A 20788-nucleotide genomic window follows, 5' to 3' on the forward strand; every position below is an offset into this window, starting at 1 on the left:
ATATCTTTTATATTATTTTTATGAACAATAATAATATTTATTTATTTTTGGTGAGGTAAAAAAAATAAAAACAAATAAAATTAACAAATTTTTTAAAAAAAATATTTTAACTATTATTTGTTTATTATTTTTAATTTTTCAAGCAACTAATTTATTCAAAATGACATCTTTTAACACTAATAATGTTTTTACTAACTTTGTTAAGTTTTATAAAACCGGGGTAGGGCAAACAACACTAATAAAAGATCAATCATTATTCTACTTTGTTGATGCGGGTACAGAAAATAAATCTTACAATAAAATAACTAAAAACATTTTGTTGCAAGATTTTGCCAAATACAATATTACAAAAATTGAAGCGATTTTTATTTCTCACCCCCATTACGATCATAACTCTTTAGTAAAATTTATAAGTAAAACATTAAAAGTAAATAAAGTTATTGTTAACATTAAACCTAATAAATTTTTTACATTAAATAATTTTAAATTTATGAGATTTATAAATAATACAAAAGACGTTAATAATGACTCTATTATTATTCAATTTAAAAATAACCTATTATTTTTAGGTGATATAAACTTAAATATTTATGAAAATCAAATTTTATCTCATTTTATAACCGGAAACAATATAGTTGTTTCTCATCATGGATCATTAGCTTCTTTTTCTCTCAATTTTTACAAAAAGTTTTCACCAAAAAAGTGTATAATAAGTTCAAGAAAAAAAAATTATTTGAAAAATACCACATTACAAAGTTTTGCAAGGGTTGCAAAGTTTATCTTGTGAAGTTGTTATGACTAAAAAAAAATATATTTTTAAGGATTTAAGATGTTTTGTATATACGGTGAAGATGAATATTTATTAAAACTCAATAAAAAAAATATAATCAATAAACTAAACATTGATAAAAATAAATTAGTTATTAAGGAATACGATTTAGAAGAAAATTACGATGCAATAAAAATGGATTTATTAACAAATGATTTATTTGCTAGCCAGAATACCACTGTAAGAGTATTTAAAGGAATAAACTTTTTTAATGAAAAAAAAGGAGAAACAAAAAAGTTTGAACATTTTGAAGACTTTTATAAAATAATTATTTCTTTAAAAAAAGAACCAATAATTTTTATTTCTTCAAATGGAACTATTAGCAAAAGGTTAAAAACATATCAAAAATTTGAAAAAATAATGNNAAATTTATTGAAGTGCCAAAACTTAATGATATTAATAAAAAAAAAGATGATTTTAAATTTTGGTTCTGAAAACAAAATTAATTTTGATTCAAAACTTATAGAATATCTCCAAGAAAGTTTACCAAATAATGCAAACATTTTGATGAATGAGTTATATAAAATAAAATCTTTAAAAATTACAGAAGCTAATTTAGAAAATACAAAAATTTTCACAAGTATTTATAATACAAAAAATAATTTCGAGTTAGTAGATTTATTATTAGATAAAAAGTATAACGAGTTTTTTAAAACATATTATGTTTTGAAATTAAATAATATGAACTTAAATTTGATTGTTTCTCTTATATTAAGCAGCATTACAATAATTAGAGATATAAAAATCTTGCTTAATCAAAAGGTAAGTTTTAGTAAAATTTCGCAAATTTTAGCTGTTCACCCATATAGGGTACAAGTTTTATCAAAAAAAATTAATAGTTATACAATAGATAATTTAAATAAAATTATAGTACAATTACATTATGTAGATAAAATGTTAAAGAGTAATTACGGTCAATCTGATTTAGTTCTTGAATTAACATTAATTAAGATATTATTAGGAGAAAATCATGAATAGTAAAATTAATTTATATAAATTAATTTCTAATGTTTTATTAAATATTTTTTTGAAAGATGAAAATAAAGTTATTTTTTTAAAGAATAAAGATTATTTTAAAGATGTTGAACAACAAATAAATATATTGTTAACTCTTGAAAAAGATAAAGAAGCAAATATAAAAGAAGAAGATAAAGTAGCTGCTAAAATAGCACAATCTTTAGCTGAATTATTAAATCAACAAGGGGTTTATGAAGTTTTATCTAATAAATCTTTTGATAACTTAGATAGTTTATATGTAGATTTTTTAAATAAGTATGCTAAAAACTTAGAAGAAGAAAAAGATAATTTAACAAAAAGTGTTGACAATATATCTGAAAAATTAGAATTTATTGAAAAGTATCCCGCAAAAGAATTATTTGAAAAATATGATAGTTCTTTAAAAGAAAAAAAAGATCTAGAAAATATTACACCAGAAGCTGGAAACAGTCCGTTGAATAATAAAGGGGCACAATCAACTGGAAATAATAACAATCAAGCAAATCCGTTTGATCCAAAAAATTTCAACATGGGTAATATGAACAAAATGATGGACAATTTAGCTCATATGCCAGTTCACCCAAAGTTAGATCCTACTTTTTTCCCATATAAAGGAAAAGTAAAAAAAATGCCACTTTATAAAAAATATTTGGCTTTTGCAATAATGTTAATTTCATTAGGCTTAACAATTTTTTGATTATTAGCATCTTTTTTAACTTTAACAATTGATACGGAAGTTGTTTTTTACACTTTTGCAGATGGTAAAACTTACTTAATTGGAGGGGCTGAATCAAGCTTTTTAACTCAATTATCAAAAAATATTAAGTTTGGGCGATTTTCTGATAACTTCTCTTACACATTAGCAGCTGTTTCCAATCTTGGAACATTGGGGTGAGTGATTGCACTTGTTCCTGGGGTGATTTTGTATTTAGAGGGTGTTAAAAAGAAAAGGTTTGTAAGAGACCATTATATTTTTAAAGGATCTAATGTTATTATCGCAATTTTTGCGATATTATATTCATCATTTTCAATTTTACCAATCGTATTACCAAATGGATTAATTAACTCATTTTCAAAAGTTTTTGTCCCTGATTCTGGGTTAAATGCTAGCGCTTCTGAATTTATTGGGGGTTTAATTTTACCAGGATTAGACAAAGCGGATACTATAAGTAGTATGAGTGATTCAGCAAGTTCTTCATCTGTATATCAAGCTATTACTGGGGTTGGTTATGCATTATTGGTGCTATCAATTTTATCTGTTGTTGCTTGTGGCGTTTTATGATTTATTTCACCAAAATTAGACAGAAATAAATTAATTAAAGCTGAAGAAGAATATCGAAAAGCTGTTACAGCAGCTATGAATGGGCAAAAATATGAAATGGATGCTTCGTTATTTGATAAAAACTTATTAAAAGATTTAAATGACTTAAATAATAATAACAAAGACAAAAATAATCAAAAAAATAGTGATTAAACCATTATTTATAAAATATATATATAACCGTTTTAAATACACAACAAATATTATATAATTGTTGTGTATTTTATATTTGAGGAGAAGTATTTAAACATGAAAAAATTATTAAGTATTTTAAGTTCGTTTTTAATTGTGTCTTCAACAATTTTAACTGTTGTGGCTTGTGGAACAATTATTGAAACAAAAGACCCTGAACCTGAACTTCCAATTATTAAAACAATTGATAGTGAAAATTATACTGTTTATGGAGAAACATATGAAGAGTGACAAGAAATAATTACAGCATATAAAGATGCAAAAGAGGAAGCTGAAAAAATATATGAACCAATTGGCGATCCTCCAAAAAATCCATCACTAGAATATTATAATCAACAACAAGCTGGAATTCATGAAGCTTGATATATATTAATTGGAGAAACTGCTCTTATTTATAGTTATATGTATGAAAATGATTTAGATATTAATTTATATGAAAACAATAAGTTTGATTTGGAGAACTTTTCAAAAGATGATTTACAATATATAGCTAACAATCTTAATATTTCAAATATTATATCAAAGCAATTTGATTTGATTTTAATGCGAGAGCTAAATCCTTTATTTGCCGAGTATGGAGATGCAAACGATGAATATAACTATAATGAAAGATTTTTTAAAAATTTTATTACCCCTATAAGAAATAGTTACGAAAAAAAATTAAACATAATAGAAAAATATTTGTATTTTTTATAAACAATATGAAATTACAAAACATTCTATCTTTCACAATTTTATCTGTTGTGGCTTGTGGAACAATTATTGAAACAAAAGACCCTGAACCTGAACTTCCAATTATTAAAACAATTGATAGTGAAAATTATACTGTTTATGGAGAAACATATGAAGAGCGACAAAGAATATTTACAGCATATGAGGCTGCAAAAAATGAAGCTGAAAAAATAGCTAAACCGATTGGTGATCCTCCAAAAAAAATCCATCACTAGAGTATTATAATCAAAAACAAGCTGCAGTTTATTCTGCTTGATATCTATTAGTTGAAAAAGTTGCTCGTCTTTATAGTTATATGTATAAAAATGATTTAGATATTAGTCTATATGAAGGTGGTAGCTTTGATTTAGTAAATTTTCAAAAGATGACTTAAATTTTATTAGTGCCAGTTTATCTGTGATAAATATAATATCGACTGAAGTTGATAATGTTTTAAACATAATTTAAATGATTTATTTGCTGAGTATGGAGATGAAAACAATGAATATAACTATAATGAAAGATTTTTGAAAATTTTATTATGCCTTTAAGAAATAGTCACAAGAAAAAAATAAATATAATAAGCACATTATCAGTATAATTATTTACAAAACAATATTAAATTACAAAAGTATTATAAAAAAATAACATTTAAATAATATTTTAGTAAGAAGTATTTATATTAATTTAAAGTTAATTTTAAAAGGAAATTATATGAAAAAATTATTAAGTATTTTAAGTTCGTTTTTAATTGTATCTTCCACAATTTTAACTGTTGTCGCTTGTGAAAATATGATTAGTCTACCAGACCCTGAAAAACCAGATCCTGAAAAACCAGATCCTGAAAAACCAGATCCTGAAAAACCAGATCCTGAAAAACCAGATCCTGAAAAACCAGATCCTGAACTTCCGATTGTTAGAACAATAGATCATGAAGAATATAAAGTGTTTGGAGAAACATATGAAGAATGACAAGAAATATCTGAAGCATATAGTAATGCAAAAGATGAAATGGAAAATATATATAAACCAATAGGTGATCCTCCAAAAAATCCTTCATTAGAATATTATGATCAACAACAAGCTGGTGTTCATTTTCATTGATACAATTGAGTCTGAAAAGATTCGTTAATTTATATTTATTTGTATGAAAATGATTTAGATGTTGATTTATATGAAAATAACAAGTTTGATTTAGTTAATTTTTCAAAACAAGATTTACAACATATTTATGACATTTTATTTCCAAATTATTTAATGCCTTTGATGAAAATAACTGGTTTAATAAACAATGAACTAGGCGATTTATTTGCTGAGTATGGAGATGAAAACGATGAATATAACTATAATGAAAGATTTTTAAATAACTATATCAATCCTTTCCAAATTAGTTATTATGACAAATTAACAATAATAGAAAAGATACTCAGATAAAAATAATTATTTCAAAATATAAAAAGTAATATTTAATATTAGTTTAGTAAAATGATTTTATTTTTAGTATAATATTAATATAAAAATAATATTAATATATAGATAATATTAAATAATTATTTAAGTAGAATGTATTTTATAACAATTATAGTTTATTTTAAAAACCCAAAGGGTGTGTCAAAATGAAAAAAATGTTAAGTATTTTAAGTTCGTTTTTAATTGTTTCTTCAACAACTTTAACTATTGTTGCTTGTGAAAACATGGTTAATACACCAGGCCCTGATAAACCATATCCTGAAAAACCAGACCCCGAACTTCCAATTATTAGAACAATAGATCATGAAGATTATAAGGTTTATGAATAAACGTATGAAGAATGACAAGACATTGCTGGATCCTATCGTACTGTAAAAGATGAAATGCTAAATATATATAGACCGATTGGTGATCCTCCAAAAAATCCTTCATTAGAATATTATGATCAACAACAAGCTGGTGTCCATTTTCATTGATACAATTAAGTTTGACAAGATTCGTTAATTTATATTTATTTGTATGAAAATGATTTAGACATTGATTTATATGAAAATAATGAGTTTGATTGGGTTAGTTTTTCTAAAGGAGAATTACAATATATTTATGATATTTTATCTGAAATTATAGAACGACGTTTGTAGAAATAAATAAAATAATAACAAATGAACTAGATGGTTTATTTACTGTCTATGGTGATGAGAAAGATGAGTTTAATTATAAAAAACGATTTTGAAATAATTATATTACACCGTTCCACAATAGTTATTCTGAAAAAACTGCAATAATACAAGATTTACTTAAATAACAATATTAAAATTAATAAATTATATAAAATCATAGCAAAAATAACATTTAAAATAGTTTTAATACAATTTTATATTACGTTATATTAAATATTGAGGAGATATCAAAATGAAAAAACTATTATCAATTTTAATATCAGGTGTTTTTGTTGTGTCAACAGCAGCAACAGTTATAGCTTGCGCCAAAGAAGAAATTTCTTTTACAACTTCTTTTACATATATGGATGGACCAGATAAAGAAAATATTACTGAAAATCCAAATTCAAATAATGAAAACTTGGATTATTTTTTTGGTGATTCGCTGCATAATTACGGTGATTATTTTGAAAAAAATAACAAAATTGTGTTTAATGGAAATTTAAGTAATNNATTAAAAAAAACATTAGCTATAAATAAAGACATAGAAATATGAAGAAACGAAATTGAAACAAAACAACTTGTATTAACACGACAAAAGAACCATATTTCTAATTTAGAAATTAACATTACACCGGAAACAAAATCAGATGATGTTGTATTGTCTGCCAATTTTTTAAATTATATAAAAGTAAACAACAAAAAAACTCATAGCAACACTATAAGAGAAGGTGTTTCGTACATTCCAGACCAAGTTGGTACAAATAATTTAACAAATATGAGTTTTGACATTCAACCTGTATTATTGACTGCTAAAACAAAAGCAACTGCTAAATCTGGGGATTATAAATTTAATATTAATGTTAAATTTTTTGTTGAAGGTGAAGAACAATCTTTTAATATTAAACAAAATGTTACGGTCTTAGACGAAACAGTTTTAAGTTCGTCAGAAGACTCTAAAGAAAAAAATAGTGATAAATTTACTTTTAACGCTATGTTAAGTCCAACTAATGCTTATAATTATATAAAAGAAATGTCTACTCCTTTTTATCAAGAAACTTTAAATTCTGCTGCAGGTTTTGAAAAACCTGATTTACCAGATAACCTTCCACCAGATCAGTATTTTTCTTGAGGGGAAGTAACCGATGATTATCTTACTAACTTTTTAAGACAAAAAACAGATGAAGAAAAAAGAATTTATAATTTAATGTTAAACAACTATGATATTAGTGATGATTTAAACCAACAATATGCTTATGCTAGTATTTTTGGAAATTCATACATTCAAACAAGAGCAAAAGATAATGGTAACAGAGGAACAGATGAAGAATTCTTTGATTATGTTTTTAATACAAAACCAAGTGAAGTTTTAAGTTCACAAGATATTGATTGAAGTTTTAACTTTAATTCATTAAAAGAGTATATGAAATTTTCTGCAAAAGCTGGATTTCAACAAATGATGTTAACATCTGTTGCAAGAGGAATGAGTGAATTTAAATTTTCTTATATGTTTAATGATTTTCAACAACCAAAACCGGGAGAACCAAGAAAATTTATTCCTTATATAGGGGCAAAAGATAAGATGGTAGCTTCTAATGGAAAACCAACAGAATTCTTTTATGCATTTGTTGATAATGTCTGAATTAAATTAATGGAAAGTTTAATAGTTTTTTATAATGATGAAATTAAGGGGAACCCAGAATTTCAAACACAAGATGGTAAAGATTTAGAACTTGTAATTTCTTTTGACGAAACAAAAGCTGAAATTAATGATTATATGATTAATAAGTTAGCAGAAATACCTGGAAGCGATTTTATTAAAACACACGCTTATATTGGTTGACAATATGATGTGGATTTAACAAGTTCAGAGGAAATTGACAGATTATTAGTACAACCATATGATCAAATAACATTACAACAAAGAGAGTACATAGAAGCTTTAGAAGAAAGTGTATTGGTAGATATTATAGATAGAAGATATGAATTAGATAAAACTACTTGAGTATATTCATCTTGAAATAACTATCCAGCATCTTATATTGGTTCTGGTGTAAATGAAAGTACATGAGGGCAAATATTTGCTAANAAAATAGGTTCAAATGGTTATACTAGATTTGGTCTTGAGGGTTACAGAAACAACATTTCGAAAGACCGCGAAGAAACAGACAGTAGAAATAAAGAACCAGGAGATGCTTACCTTATATATCCGGGAAACGGATTTGGTTCAATGCTATCTCATAGAATTATAGCTTTACAAGAAGGTTATGAAGCAACATTTAAATTAGAACAATTAAATTTATTAGATAAATTAACTGAAAAAATTACTTTCCCTCAATATTCAGAAGATGGTTTAAGAGAAACACCATACAAATGAAATCTGAATTATTATGATGAAATAGTTAAAAATGAAACAATAAATTTCAAAACTGTTTCACAACAAATAGAGTTTATCCAACAACTAATATTAAAAAACCAATAATTTATATATTTTAAAATTATAATAAAAATAATAAATAAAAAATCGCCATTAGGCGATTTTTTATTTATTATTTTTAATACTAAGCAGCTTTTTTCATTAACTTACTTTTTAATCTTGCTGATTTATTAGCGTGGAAAATACCTTTTACTGTTGATTTATCAATTAAAGAAATTGCAGTATTTACTAAATCTGTTGAATTTTNTTCTTTGTTATCAATAGCGTTAGATGCTAATTTAATAGCTGTACGTACTTCTGATTTAAAAGATTTATTTCTTGCTCTTTCTTTTTCATTTTGTTTATTTCTTTTAATTTTTGATTGAATATTTGCCATTACATGTCTCCTTATGTTATTTTCTATCTAAACACTAAATAATATTATCAAATTAATTTAAATGTGTAAAGTGCATATATATGATTATATTAAAAATAATTAAATATCAATTACAATATTATTATTTTTAATTATAATTAATATATTAGATAACATATTGAGGTGTAGATGAGTTATTATGAGCAACCAAATTTTATTATTACTAACCACTGTCTGCAAAGAGCGAAGCAAAGAGTTAAAGTTTTTAAGGATAAAAGTGATTTACAAATAAAGCACATGTTATTGCAAGAATTAAAAAAAGGGTTTGAAGAAACACGTGGAAATAATGAGATATATTGAAATTTAAATCATTTAGAAAAAGATTTATTTGCAATTATAGCGATTGATAATAAAACCGTAACCACGGTTGTTGCTAAAAATAAAAAACAAATTTTTAGTGTCGGTTAAATATTTTTAAAGTATCAATTGTGTTATTATATAAATGTTATATTATGTCATTTTCCGAGGAGATTTTATGAAAAAAGATACATTATTTGTATTGGGAGAATATAAAAAAAGATTATTAAATGATAAAGCAGTGGGTGATATATTTCATACTAGATTTCATAATTTAAGTAAAAATTTAGTAAATTTATACGATCTTATAACTTTATCAAATAATAATATTACAGAAATTTTTTCAACAATAAAAAACAGAGACAAGATAATTATAGAAAAACCAAAAGCAAGTCTTTTAAAAGAATCTATTATTAAATTAGAGCAATCAATTACTAAAGCTAAAACAATTTCAGCATTAGAAAAAAATTTAGAAATAATTTTTAAAGATTATCCTATTTATAAATACAGTAAGTATTTAAGGGTAATTTTTGACATATTTATAAAAAATGAAAAAATAGATGAAAGAATAGCGAAATTATCTAAAACAATTTCTTCTGATATCGATTCAATATTTTTAAAGTTTTTTAGAATTGTGCAAGATGGAAAGACTTTTGAATTTGAAAAAAATGCAAACCCTTTATATGTTGGTTGACCACATTTTGAAGGTTCTTTAAGTGATGGTAAAAAATTTAGAGCACCGTTATTGTTGTGACAATTTAGTGTTAGGGAAAAAAGCACAGATTTTTTTAGTTTAAATTTTAAGAACGAAAATATTATGCTGAACCCAGCGATTAGACTTTCACAAATTAAAGCTAAAAATTTAAGTTTAAATAATTATAATTTTGAACCAATAGAATACACTGATTCAATATTTGTTGATGCTTTTAACGAATATGTAGGATTAGGTTTAAGTTGAAAAAATTCTTTAAATGAATATTTAGAAAAAATAAATCAAGAATATTTTTATTTAAAAAACAAAGAAACTTATAAAGATCAAAAAGATGACATTGATGCTTATTTTAGAAAACTTTATAAACAAAGTGATGCTAGAATTGTTTTTGAAGCATGCATCGGTATGTATAATGTATCTTCTACATCTTTATACCAAGATTATAGTGAGTTAGAAAAAGTGACAGATGATAGCGTTGATAAAATATTTGCTAACAATTTTTCTGTTGATGAAGATTGAGAAGAATCAAGGATAGAATATCAAAAAAACTTTAGTGAAAAAGATGTAATCACAATTAGTGGTTCTGATATTTCACAAAAAATAGCTATTAAAAAAGCATTAAACAAACATACAATTATTCAAGGGCCTCCAGGTACTGGTAAATCATCAACTATTACTAATTTAATAACTAATAACTTAGTTAATAATGAGCGAGTATTATTTTGTGCTGAAAAACAAGATGCTATTAAAGTTGTTTATGATAATTTACAAATTTTACAAAAATATTCTTTGGTTATAACAAATGTAGATAACATGGATTATTTTTATAACCAAATTGCTCAAGCAATTAAAAATTTACATTTTATTAGGAAAGAACCTAAAGTAATAGCTTTTAACGAAGAAATTGATNNGGCTTTTTTTGAAGATATTCAAAACTATAAGACTTTTGCTACAACTCCTGTTTTTGAAATCTATGCAAAGTTTAGTAATGATGTTATGGGTAGCAACTTATTAAACTATATGAATGAGATAGATTTTAATTTAATTAAAAGAATTCCATATTTTACATATAATGCAGATGTATTTGAAACTTTTGTTGGAAAAATATTTCACAATATTCAAGTAATTCAAAAAGGTAATAATTTGAAGAAAATGTTTAACCTTTTATCAGAAATTTATCTTGATTATAATAAAAAACAATTGCAAAAAATTATTAAACTTGAAAAAACATTATCAGATGAAACTTTTACTGTGCTATTATTTAATTTAATTGATAATAAAAAAGTAGAAACAACAATAAAACCTTTTGAACAAAAAGACTTTGAAGAATTTATTTTAAAAAATAAAGACTTTATTTTAGAAGCAAGAAGACAGTTTTATAAAAGTCATCAATTTTTTGAGTACTCAGATATTTACGATGAATATTTAGAGTTACAAACAGAACAATTATTTAGTTCTTATAAATACATTGCAGATATTGTTAATTCAGAAGAAGATTTAATAGTTTTACATAAGTTATTATTTATAGAAAAATTTGAAAAAGAAAACAATAAAAATTTAAAATTAGGACAAGCATATTGAATTAAAGAACTTGATGAACTATATAGTAAAAACTCACGAAATGTTCTAAAGTATTTAGACTATGTTATCCACAAAATAGTTAGAGAAAAAGCTAAAGCAGAATATGATTCAGAAATATCTATTCTTTTAGATCAATGTACTAGAAAGAACAGAAAAAGAATTGTAACATTCTTTAAGAGCAATTATAATTTATTACAAAAAATGTTTCCAGTAATTATGACGACACCAGATATTGCATCACAATTACTACCATTACAACAAAATGAATTTGACCAACTAATATTTGATGAAGCATCACAAATATTTGTGGAAAAAGCTATACCAATTATATATCGTGCAAAAAGACTACTTGTGGCGGGTGATGACAAACAGTTACCTCCGACAAACTTTTTTGGTGCTAAATTTGATTATGAGAATGATGAAAATTTCGCAGCAGTTAAAGAAGCTGTTAGTTCAACTTTAATAGATAAAAGTTTATTAGATTTTGTTAATAAGTTATATAACGTAACAATGTTGAGATTCCATTATCGTTCAAAATATAGTGAATTAATAAACTTCTCTAATGCAGCATTCTACAATAATAAGTTAACGGTTGTTTCTAATAAAACTAATTTTGATTTACCATTAGAGGTGATTAATGTTGAAACTGGTATTTATGAAAACAGAGGTAACATTGAAGAAGCTAAAGAAGTTGTAAAATTATTAGATAAAATTATTAAAAGTAGAAAACATAAAGAAACTATTGGAGTTGTTACTTTTAACGAAACACAAAAGAATTTAATTTTAGATGAAATTTACAACTCAAGTGATAAGTATCCTGCAATTGATCAAGAATTTTTTAGAGAAGAAAATGGTAAAAACATAGGTCTTTTTGTAAAAAATATTGAAAATGTGCAAGGGGATGAAAGAGACATAATTATTTTTTCAATTGGTTTTGCTAAAAATAATAAAGGAAAATTTTCACAATTTTTTGGACCAATAAATCTAGAGGGTGGAGAAAATAGATTAAATGTGGCAATCACAAGAGCAAAATCAAAAATATATGTTATTAAATCTATTAGTTCTTCACTGATAAGTGAAAATTCAAAAAATGCTGGTCCTAAATTATTTAAATATTATTTAGAGTATGCTGAACAATTAAATATGGAAGAGGGTAAACCAGAAAACATATTAGATAAAATAAACAGTGAGGAAAAAGAAGAATTATCAACAACCAGAAAAATAAAATCACCAAATCAAGTAAAATTTATCAATCAAGTTTATGAAGAAATCTTAGAAAAGATTGATCTTAAAAAATACGATGTTGTGTTAAATCTTGAACAAGGTTCTTATATTATAGATGTGGCAATTTTTGATAAAAAAAGAAAACAATATATTGTGGGAATTGATTGTGATAACTTAAAATATCAACCGTGAGAAGAAACAAAAGAAATTGATTACTATCGTCAAAAATATTTAATTATTAGAGGCTGAAAAATTGTAAAAGTTTTAAGAAGTGAATGAAGTATTTTAAACAGACGTGAAAACATTGTTAATAATATTTTAGAATTAATTAAGAGGTAAAAATGGAATTAGATATAAGTAAAATTGAAAGGTGTAAAAAGTTTGAAGAACTTCATCAATATATAGTAAATGATTACTTAAAAAAAACTAATAATCATATTGTAAAATTTGAGTTAGAAAAAGTAATTAATAGGTTCTTTTTTCGTATTCCAAAAATGTATATTTTGAATCTTGAAAAAGATTTTAAGAAACTTAAAGTAAAATATGTTTCTAGAAAAGAAATGGATAATCTTTTTATTGAAAAAGATACAGAAAATAAAAATTCAGATTTAAAAGATGAAAACAATATTACTTTAAAAGAAGTTAAAAAACCAGTTTTTAATTTTTCACCATCCCAAGATCTTTTTGCAAATAAAAAAGAAAAAGAAAGTATTGTTAAAAGCACCAAACAATTAGATTCGGTTATTAAAGAAGTTAAATTAGAAGAAACAAATATATCTGAAAAAGCAGAAGTTAAGAAAGATGGTGTTGTAACTAAAAAAACAACTTCAAAAACTACTCAACCAAAGAAACCAAAAGCAAAAACTATTGATTATAAAAGTATAAACGATGATGAGTTAGAAAATATTTATGATAAATTTATAAAAAATCTATTTAATGTAACTGATGATTATAAAGTGTTTGACAATGAAAGTGGAGATGAATTTTTTGATGGTGTTAATGAAAACATTATTTCTACAAAATTTCCTAATTTAGTTCCTAATTTTATTTCTAAAGAAGTTGCTATTTCTGCATCTAACAATATGCCAGAAATTGAAGAAGAAAAGTTTGAGCTAGATCAAATTATCGATGACAACATAGAAAATATAAATATTGTTAAAAATATTTCTAGTGAAGATGATTTATGAAGTAAGATGTCTAAAGCGGAACTTAAAAAATATTTTTTCCAATCATCATATTTAGGACCACAACAATGATTAGCTATTAAAAAGTTTTTTGTTAACTATATTATTGATTCACCTTTAAATGAAGTAAATTTTTTAAATTTACTTAAACAAGGAATTGAAAATGCCGATAAAAAATTATATAGAATTGTTTATGAAAACTTCTTAATGAATAGAATGAAATATAAATTCATTTTAGATTATAATTTATTTTATGATGCAATAATTAAAAATAAATCACAAAACAAATTTTATGACAACTTACCAAAAGTTATTCAAAGCGTGATGTTAAATGTTTTAGGTGTTTTTATTGAAAACAACTTTTATATTAAAAAGAANAATATTCGTTGAGAATCAACTAATTTAAAGGAAATTGTAAATTTCTATTGAGAAATAAATCAAAAAATGCATATTTTTGAATTTAAGGATTATGTTTATTCTCCAAATCCAAATTGAAAACTTGAATATGTAACAGAATTAAGAAACTTTTTTAATTCTTTTGAAATAACTTCTAAAACATTATTTAACAAAATTATTATTTCTAATTTAGATTCTTTTGAAATAAAAACTTTATTACTACGTAATGTGGACAAAATTAACTTTTTAAATAGAACATTTACAGATAATCATTTATGAGATGATGTTAGAAATAGCTGTCACTTATCATTAAATGAATTAAATTATATTAAAGGTAATGCTTTAAATAATTTACAAATAATTTATGAAGAAAAATTTAAGTAGGTAAAGATGGAAAAAAAATATAATCACAAAATTATAGAAAAAAATAAATATGATATTTGATTAGAAAATCAAATTTTTTCTGCTTCTAATAAAAAAAACACAAATAAAAATAAAAAATATACAATAGTGATTCCTCCACCAAATGTTACTGGTAAACTTCACTTGGGTCATGCATGAGATGGTTATTTACAAGATGTTTTAATAAGAAACAAAAAACTTGAAGGTTATGATGTTTCATTTATTCCTGGAATGGACCACGCCGGTATTGCTACACAAGCTAAAGTGGAAGAAAGATTGCGTAAAGACGGGATCAGCAGATTTGATTTAGGTCGCAAAAATTTTGTTGATAAAGTTTGAGAATGAAAAAATGAATATGGACAAGTGATAAAAGAACAATGAGCTAAGCTAGGTTTATCATTAGATTATAAAAATGAACATTTTACTTTGAATGATAATTTTTCAGAAGCTGTTAATAAAGTATTTATTTCTTTATATAATAAAGGAATTATTTATAAGGGTAAAAGAGTAATTTCTTGGGACCCTTTACAAGAAACAGCTTTATCAAACATAGAAGTAAATCACCAAGATGTAAATGGTAAAATGTATTACTTTAAATATAATATAGTTGGTTCAAATGACTATTTAACAGTTGCAACTACAAGACCAGAAACTATGTTTGGTGATCAATGTTTAGTTGTTAATCCAGATGATGATCGTTATCAATATTTGTTAAATTCTAAAGTTATAAATCCAGCAAACGGTAAAGAAATACCAATAATATCTGATCGCTATGTGGATGTTAATTTTGGGACTGGTGTTATGAAATGTACGCCAGCTCATGATTTTAATGATTTTGAAATTGGTAAAAGGCACAATCTTGAAATGCCAATTTGCATGGATAAAAAAGGAATCATGAATAATTTGGCTCAACAATATCAGGGACAAGATCGTTTGGATTGTAGAAAAAACTTAGTTAAGGATTTAAAAGATAAAGATTTAGTTGTGAAAATAGATGAGATAGTTCACCAAGTAGGTTTTTCTGAAAGAAGTAACGCTATTGTTGAACCAATGTTATCTGATCAATGATTTGTAAAAATGGATGTTTTAGCAAATGAAGTTATTAAAATTCAAAAAAATGATGATAATGTAAATTTTTTCCCTAACAGATTTGATACAAAGCTATTAGAGTGAATGGAAAATATTCAGGATTGATGTATATCAAGACAGTTATGATGGGGTCACCAAATTCCAGCTTTTTATAATTCAAAAACAGGAGAAATTTATGTTGGAGAAAATAAACCAAAAAGTGATGATTGAGTTCAAGATGAAGATGTATTAGATACATGATTTTCTTCTGCCTTATGACCATTAGTGACAACAGATTTTGATTTTACTAAAAACAAAATAACTTCAAAAAGATTTCCTGTAGATGTTTTGGTAACTGGTTATGATATCTTATTTTTTTGAGTATCGCGTATGATGTTTCAATCATTAGAGTTTGCAGATCAAAAACCATTTAAAGATGTTCTTATTCATGGGCTTATTCGAGACAAAGATAATCAAAAAATGAGCAAATCAAAAGGTAATGGAATAGATCCAATGGATGTTATAGAAGAATTCGGTTCTGATGCTTTAAGATGATTTTTAGTAACAAGTAGTTCTCCAGGTCAAGATTTAAGATTTTCAGATGACAAAATGAAACAATCTTGAAACTTTATTAATAAAATATGAAATGCGACAAGATATATTGTAGAAACATTAGATAATGAAACCGTTAATTTAGAAAATGATATTTTTAAAATGAAAAATGATTTATCGGATTTATCAAAATGAATTTTAAATAAAATTCAAACTTTAAAAAATGAAATAAAAGCTCTTTATACAAAATATGAGTTCGCTATTTTAGGAGCAAAACTTTATAAATTTGTTTGAGATGATTTTTGTTCATTGTACATTGAGTTAACAAAAGTTAATTTACAAAAATGTGAAAATAAAAACTTGGAATTATCTGTGTTAAAATTTTCACTAAAGGAATTATTAAAACTAATGCATCCATTTATGCCCTTTGTTACAGAAGAGTTATTTTTATTTGTTAATAAAAATAAAAAAGATTTCTTGTGAAATCAAACTTATAATTTTGAAAAAACCACTATTAGTTTGAATAACAATAGTATTGAAACAATATGAAAAATAATTTCAAAAATTAGAGATTTTAGAAACAAAGAAGAAATAAAGTTTACAACACCGTTAACATTAACAATTAAAGTTAAGCAAGCAAGTAAACTTAACAAAGACTTGTTTAGTAATTATTTAAAGCATTTAACTAATGTTGATTTAGTGGATATAACAAAGGATTTTAATAAACAAGCTAATTCATTAGAATTACCTTTCGAAGAAATGATATTAGAGTTTGCAAATATTGGGTCTAATATAGACGCAAAAAACATGGAAATTTTAAAAAAACAAATTAAGTATTTAGAACAAGAAATAAATCGTTCAAAAAATATTTTAAATAATGAAAACTTTATGAAAAAAGCTAATGAAGCTAAAAAGGCGCAAGAACTTGAAAAATATAATAAATATCAAGAAGAACATAAAATAGCTTTAAAGAAATTAAAAAGTTATGAATAAAAAAGAGGTAATAGTTGTTGGGGCTGGTTTATCGGGTGTAGAAATAGCTTATAAATTAGCTCAAAACAATATTAAAGTTTTTTTGTATGAAAAAAAACGAATTAATAGAAATGAAGTACAAAGGCATGATGGATTTGCAGAATTAGTTTGTTCAAATTCTTTACGTTCTAATAGTTTAACTAATGGGGTCGGCCTATTAAAATACGAAATGGAGTTGCAAAATTCTTTAGTTATAAAAGCTGCAAAAAAAACTCAAGTTCCGGCAGGAGGTGCTCTAGCTGTAGATCGCGAACAATTTTCAAATTTTATTACAAAAGAAATTATTAATCACAAAAACATAACTTTAATTGAAGAAGATTTTGTATATGATAAAAATATTCATAATAATAAAATTGTTGTAATCGCTACAGGGCCATTAACTTCTGATAAATTATCAAATTCATTGCAAAATATTTTAGGTAAAGAATATTTTTACTTTTTTGATGCTGCAGCACCAATTATTACAAAAGAAAGTATTAATTTTGAAAAAGCTTATTATAAATCAAGATATGATAAAGGCGATAGTGCAGATTATATAAATTGCCCTATGACTAAAGAAGAGTATAACCTATGATATAAAGAAGTTGTTAATGCGAAAACAGTAGCTCTAAAAGATTTTGAAAAGGCAATTTATTTTGAAGGTTGTATGCCTTTTGAAGTAATGGCTAAAAAAGGAGAAAAGTCATTATTATTCGGACCTATGAAACCTGTAGGATTAGCCCAAGATGTTAATAATAAACCATTTGCAGTTGTTCAGTTAAGGCAAGACAATGTTATGGCTAGTTTATATAATATAGTGGGCTTTCAAACAAATTTAAAATTTCCAGAACAAAAAAGGATCATTCAAATGATTCCGGGATTAGAAAATGCTAACATTGTTCGTTATGGTGTTATTCATAAAAACAATTTTATCAACACACCAATTTTATTAAATGATTTTTTGCAACTAAATTCTAATGATAATATTTATTTTGCAGGCCAAATAACTGGAGTTGAAGGTTATGTGGAATCGGCTGCTACAGGTTTATATGTAGCTCAAAATATAATCAATAGATTTAATGAAAAAGAANNTCAAAAAAAAATGCCAATAAATACAATGACAGGTTCATTAATTCATTATATAAGAAATGCCAATCCTGATAACTTTCAACCAATGAAAGCTAATTTTGGAATAATTCCATCAGCTAATTTTAGATTTAAATCAAAAGAAGAAAAATATATTTTTTATAGCGAAAGAGCAATAAAAGATATTAAAAATTTTCTAAATCTAGTATAAATTAACTAATATTTTTCCTTTAAATTAACATGTAAGGTTCTATATGGGTGTATAATAAAACCAAAGAAAGATGAGGTATTAAAATGTTTAACTATGAATGTGTAATTAATGGTAAATCTATTAATAGTAAAAATAAAATACAAATTACTTCACCGGTTGACCTGAAGGTTTGTGGAGAAGTACCTGAATTAGGTGTTAAAGAAATTAGTATGGCATTTAAAAGTGCTCGTGATTCACAAAAGAACTGAGAAGATTTAACATTATTTGATCGTATAAAATATATGAACAAATGAAAAGAATTAATAATAAAAAACAGAGAACATATTGCAAACATTATGATAAAAGAAATTGCAAAACCGCTAAAAGATTCATTAACAGAAGTTGATCGTACAATTGAGTATATTGATTACACAATTGAAGAAGCAAAAAGAATGTACCCTGAAATTTATACTGGTGATGGTATGAATGTAAAAAATAAATATGGAATTTTTGACCGTATAGCAAAAGGTGTTATTTTAGCAATTTCACCATTTAATTATCCTATTAATCTATCAATGGCAAAAATAGCTCCAAGTTTAATTGCTGGGAATACTGTTGTTTTTAAACCAGCTACAAGTGGAAGTATTGTTGGAACATTTATGTCACAACTTAGCTTAGAAGCAGGTTTACCTGCTGGTGTATTTAATTGTGTTACTGGTAGGGGAAGTGTTATCGGTGATGAATTAATTAAAAATCCAGAAATTAATTTAATTTCTTTTACTGGTTCAGTACCTGTTGGAAATAGAATTAAAGAATTAGCTAAAGGAAAAGATTTAATATTAGAGTTGGGTGGAAAAGACCCGGCAATTATTATTGATGGAGACTTAGAAAAAATTTCATCAGAAATCATTGGTGGAGCATTCTCTTATTCTGGGCAAAGATGTACTGGTATTAAAAGAGTTTTAGTTTTAGAAAAAGATTATGACAAAATTATAAAATTATTAAAAGATAAAGTTAATAAATTATCTGTAGGATCACCTGTCGATGGGTCAGTAATTATTCCTGTAATTGATATTAAAACAGCTGAATATTTAGATGAATTAGTAAGTGATGCTAAAGCTAAAGGCGCAACAATTGAAACTGGGAAAGCACGTAAAGGTAATTTATTTTACCCAACACTTATTTCAAATGTAAGTTTAGATATGAAAATTGCATGAGAAGAACCATTTGGTCCAATATTACCAATTATTAAATGTAAATCTGTCGAAGAAATGATTGAAATTACTAATAAATCTAACTTTGGATTACAAGCAAGTTTATTTTCAAATAACATAAGCCAAGCGATTAAAGTTGCCAAACAACTAAATGTAGGAACAGTTAATCTTAATGGAAAACCACAAAGAGGTCCTGATAACTTTCCATTCTTAGGGGTTAAAGATTCTGGTCTTGGTGTACAAGGGATTGGCGAAACTTTAAAATCAGTTACAAGGTTAAAAGGAATTGTAATTAATTATTAATTACAAAGCGAAAAAATATGTCTAAATTAAGCAACAAAGAAAGTAACAACATAAAACAAATTCAAATTAGTAAAATTGAAGATAAACAAAATATTTTATTAGCAAAAATTAAAAATGCTTTTCTGGATTTAAGTGATTTAAGAGAAAGAGCACAAGCAAATGTAAGAGCTGTTTTTGAAGATCATGAAGATATTAGCGAACAAATTAAACTTATTCAAAAAGAAGTTGACGAACTAAAATATAAGTTTAAAATTGAAGAACTAAACCTTTATTTAGTTTTATTAGAGATTAAGGGTTTGTTGAATCAATTAATTTCAGAACTTAATTTAACAAAACATATAATAGTTTTATATAAAGAAAAAAAGATAAATAAAAAGCGTTAATACGCTTTTTTTTATGAATTTGTTTAATTATTTATTAATATTATAAAATAATGTGTTATTATAATAGTATATTTTTTAAATATATTAAATGTATTTTATTCATTTAAGTAAGAGCAAATCATAAAAAATTTAATTGAGGTAATTTCTGAGAAGAA

General features: G+C 24.6%; 14 protein-coding genes. 13 read left to right on the forward strand and 1 reads right to left on the reverse strand.

Going from position 1 to position 20788, the window contains the following annotated elements:
* Positions 1-160 precede the first annotated feature (160 nt).
* The 7 genes from NPX79_RS03060 to NPX79_RS03090 all read left to right on the forward strand — a co-directional run bounded on the left by NPX79_RS03060 (position 161) and on the right by NPX79_RS03090 (position 5848).
* The gene (locus NPX79_RS03060) at positions 161-802 is read left to right on the forward strand and encodes an MBL fold metallo-hydrolase (RefSeq protein ID WP_381414969.1); all 642 of its coding nucleotides are present in this window, start codon (positions 161-163) and stop codon (positions 800-802) included.
* 27 nt (positions 803-829) lie between these two features.
* On the forward strand, positions 830-1807 hold the full coding sequence (holA, locus tag NPX79_RS03065) for a DNA polymerase III subunit delta (protein ID WP_381414970.1): 978 nt from the start codon (positions 830-832) through the stop codon (positions 1805-1807).
* Positions 1800-3299 (forward strand): hypothetical protein, encoded by a 1500-nt coding sequence (locus NPX79_RS03070; protein ID WP_381414971.1) that lies wholly within the window; start codon positions 1800-1802, stop codon positions 3297-3299. Before holA ends, NPX79_RS03070 begins: the two co-directional genes overlap by 8 nt.
* 96 nt (positions 3300-3395) lie before the next feature.
* Positions 3396-4034 carry a lipoprotein gene (locus NPX79_RS03075; protein ID WP_381414972.1) on the forward strand — a complete coding sequence of 213 codons (639 nt, stop codon included), beginning with the start codon at positions 3396-3398 and terminating at the stop codon, positions 4032-4034.
* Between the two features lie 5 nt (positions 4035-4039).
* On the forward strand, positions 4040-4285 hold the full coding sequence (locus tag NPX79_RS03080; RefSeq protein WP_381414973.1) for a hypothetical protein: 246 nt from the start codon (positions 4040-4042) through the stop codon (positions 4283-4285).
* Positions 4286-4763: 478 nt separating this feature from the next.
* The gene (locus NPX79_RS03085; RefSeq protein WP_381414974.1) at positions 4764-5483 is read left to right on the forward strand and encodes a lipoprotein; all 720 of its coding nucleotides are present in this window, start codon (positions 4764-4766) and stop codon (positions 5481-5483) included.
* 182 nt (positions 5484-5665) lie between these two features.
* Entirely contained in the window at positions 5666-5848 is a 183-nt protein-coding gene (locus NPX79_RS03090) for a lipoprotein (RefSeq protein WP_381414975.1), read from the forward strand.
* 2891 nt (positions 5849-8739) lie between these two features.
* Here NPX79_RS03090 and rpsT read toward each other — a convergent pair.
* Positions 8740-8991, reverse strand: coding sequence for a 30S ribosomal protein S20 (gene rpsT, locus NPX79_RS03095; RefSeq protein ID WP_381414976.1), 252 nt, complete (start codon positions 8989-8991; stop codon positions 8740-8742).
* A gap of 168 nt (positions 8992-9159) precedes the next feature.
* Here rpsT and NPX79_RS03100 point away from each other — a divergent pair, with 168 nt between their 5' ends.
* The 6 genes from NPX79_RS03100 to NPX79_RS03125 all read left to right on the forward strand — a co-directional run bounded on the left by NPX79_RS03100 (position 9160) and on the right by NPX79_RS03125 (position 20633).
* On the forward strand, positions 9160-9438 hold the full coding sequence (locus tag NPX79_RS03100; RefSeq protein ID WP_381414977.1) for a hypothetical protein: 279 nt from the start codon (positions 9160-9162) through the stop codon (positions 9436-9438).
* A 67-nt stretch (positions 9439-9505) separates the two neighbouring features.
* On the forward strand, positions 9506-13183 hold the full coding sequence (locus tag NPX79_RS03105) for an AAA domain-containing protein (protein WP_381414978.1): 3678 nt from the start codon (positions 9506-9508) through the stop codon (positions 13181-13183).
* 1631 nt (positions 13184-14814) lie between these two features.
* On the forward strand, positions 14815-17439 hold the full coding sequence (locus tag NPX79_RS03110; protein WP_381414979.1) for a valine--tRNA ligase: 2625 nt from the start codon (positions 14815-14817) through the stop codon (positions 17437-17439).
* Complete coding sequence (gene trmFO, locus NPX79_RS03115) at positions 17432-18754, forward strand: methylenetetrahydrofolate--tRNA-(uracil(54)-C(5))-methyltransferase (FADH(2)-oxidizing) TrmFO (protein ID WP_381414980.1); 1323 nt, start codon at positions 17432-17434, stop codon at positions 18752-18754. Before NPX79_RS03110 ends, trmFO begins: the two co-directional genes overlap by 8 nt.
* 83 nt (positions 18755-18837) lie before the next feature.
* The gene (locus NPX79_RS03120; RefSeq protein ID WP_381415488.1) at positions 18838-20250 is read left to right on the forward strand and encodes an NADP-dependent glyceraldehyde-3-phosphate dehydrogenase; all 1413 of its coding nucleotides are present in this window, start codon (positions 18838-18840) and stop codon (positions 20248-20250) included.
* A 17-nt stretch (positions 20251-20267) separates the two neighbouring features.
* Positions 20268-20633 (forward strand): hypothetical protein, encoded by a 366-nt coding sequence (locus NPX79_RS03125; protein WP_381414981.1) that lies wholly within the window; start codon positions 20268-20270, stop codon positions 20631-20633.
* The last annotated feature ends 155 nt before the right edge of the window (positions 20634-20788 follow it).

The organism is Spiroplasma endosymbiont of Anurida maritima (genome assembly GCF_042465095.1).
In the GTDB taxonomy this organism is placed as follows: Bacteria; Bacillota_I; Bacilli_A; order Mycoplasmatales; family Mycoplasmataceae.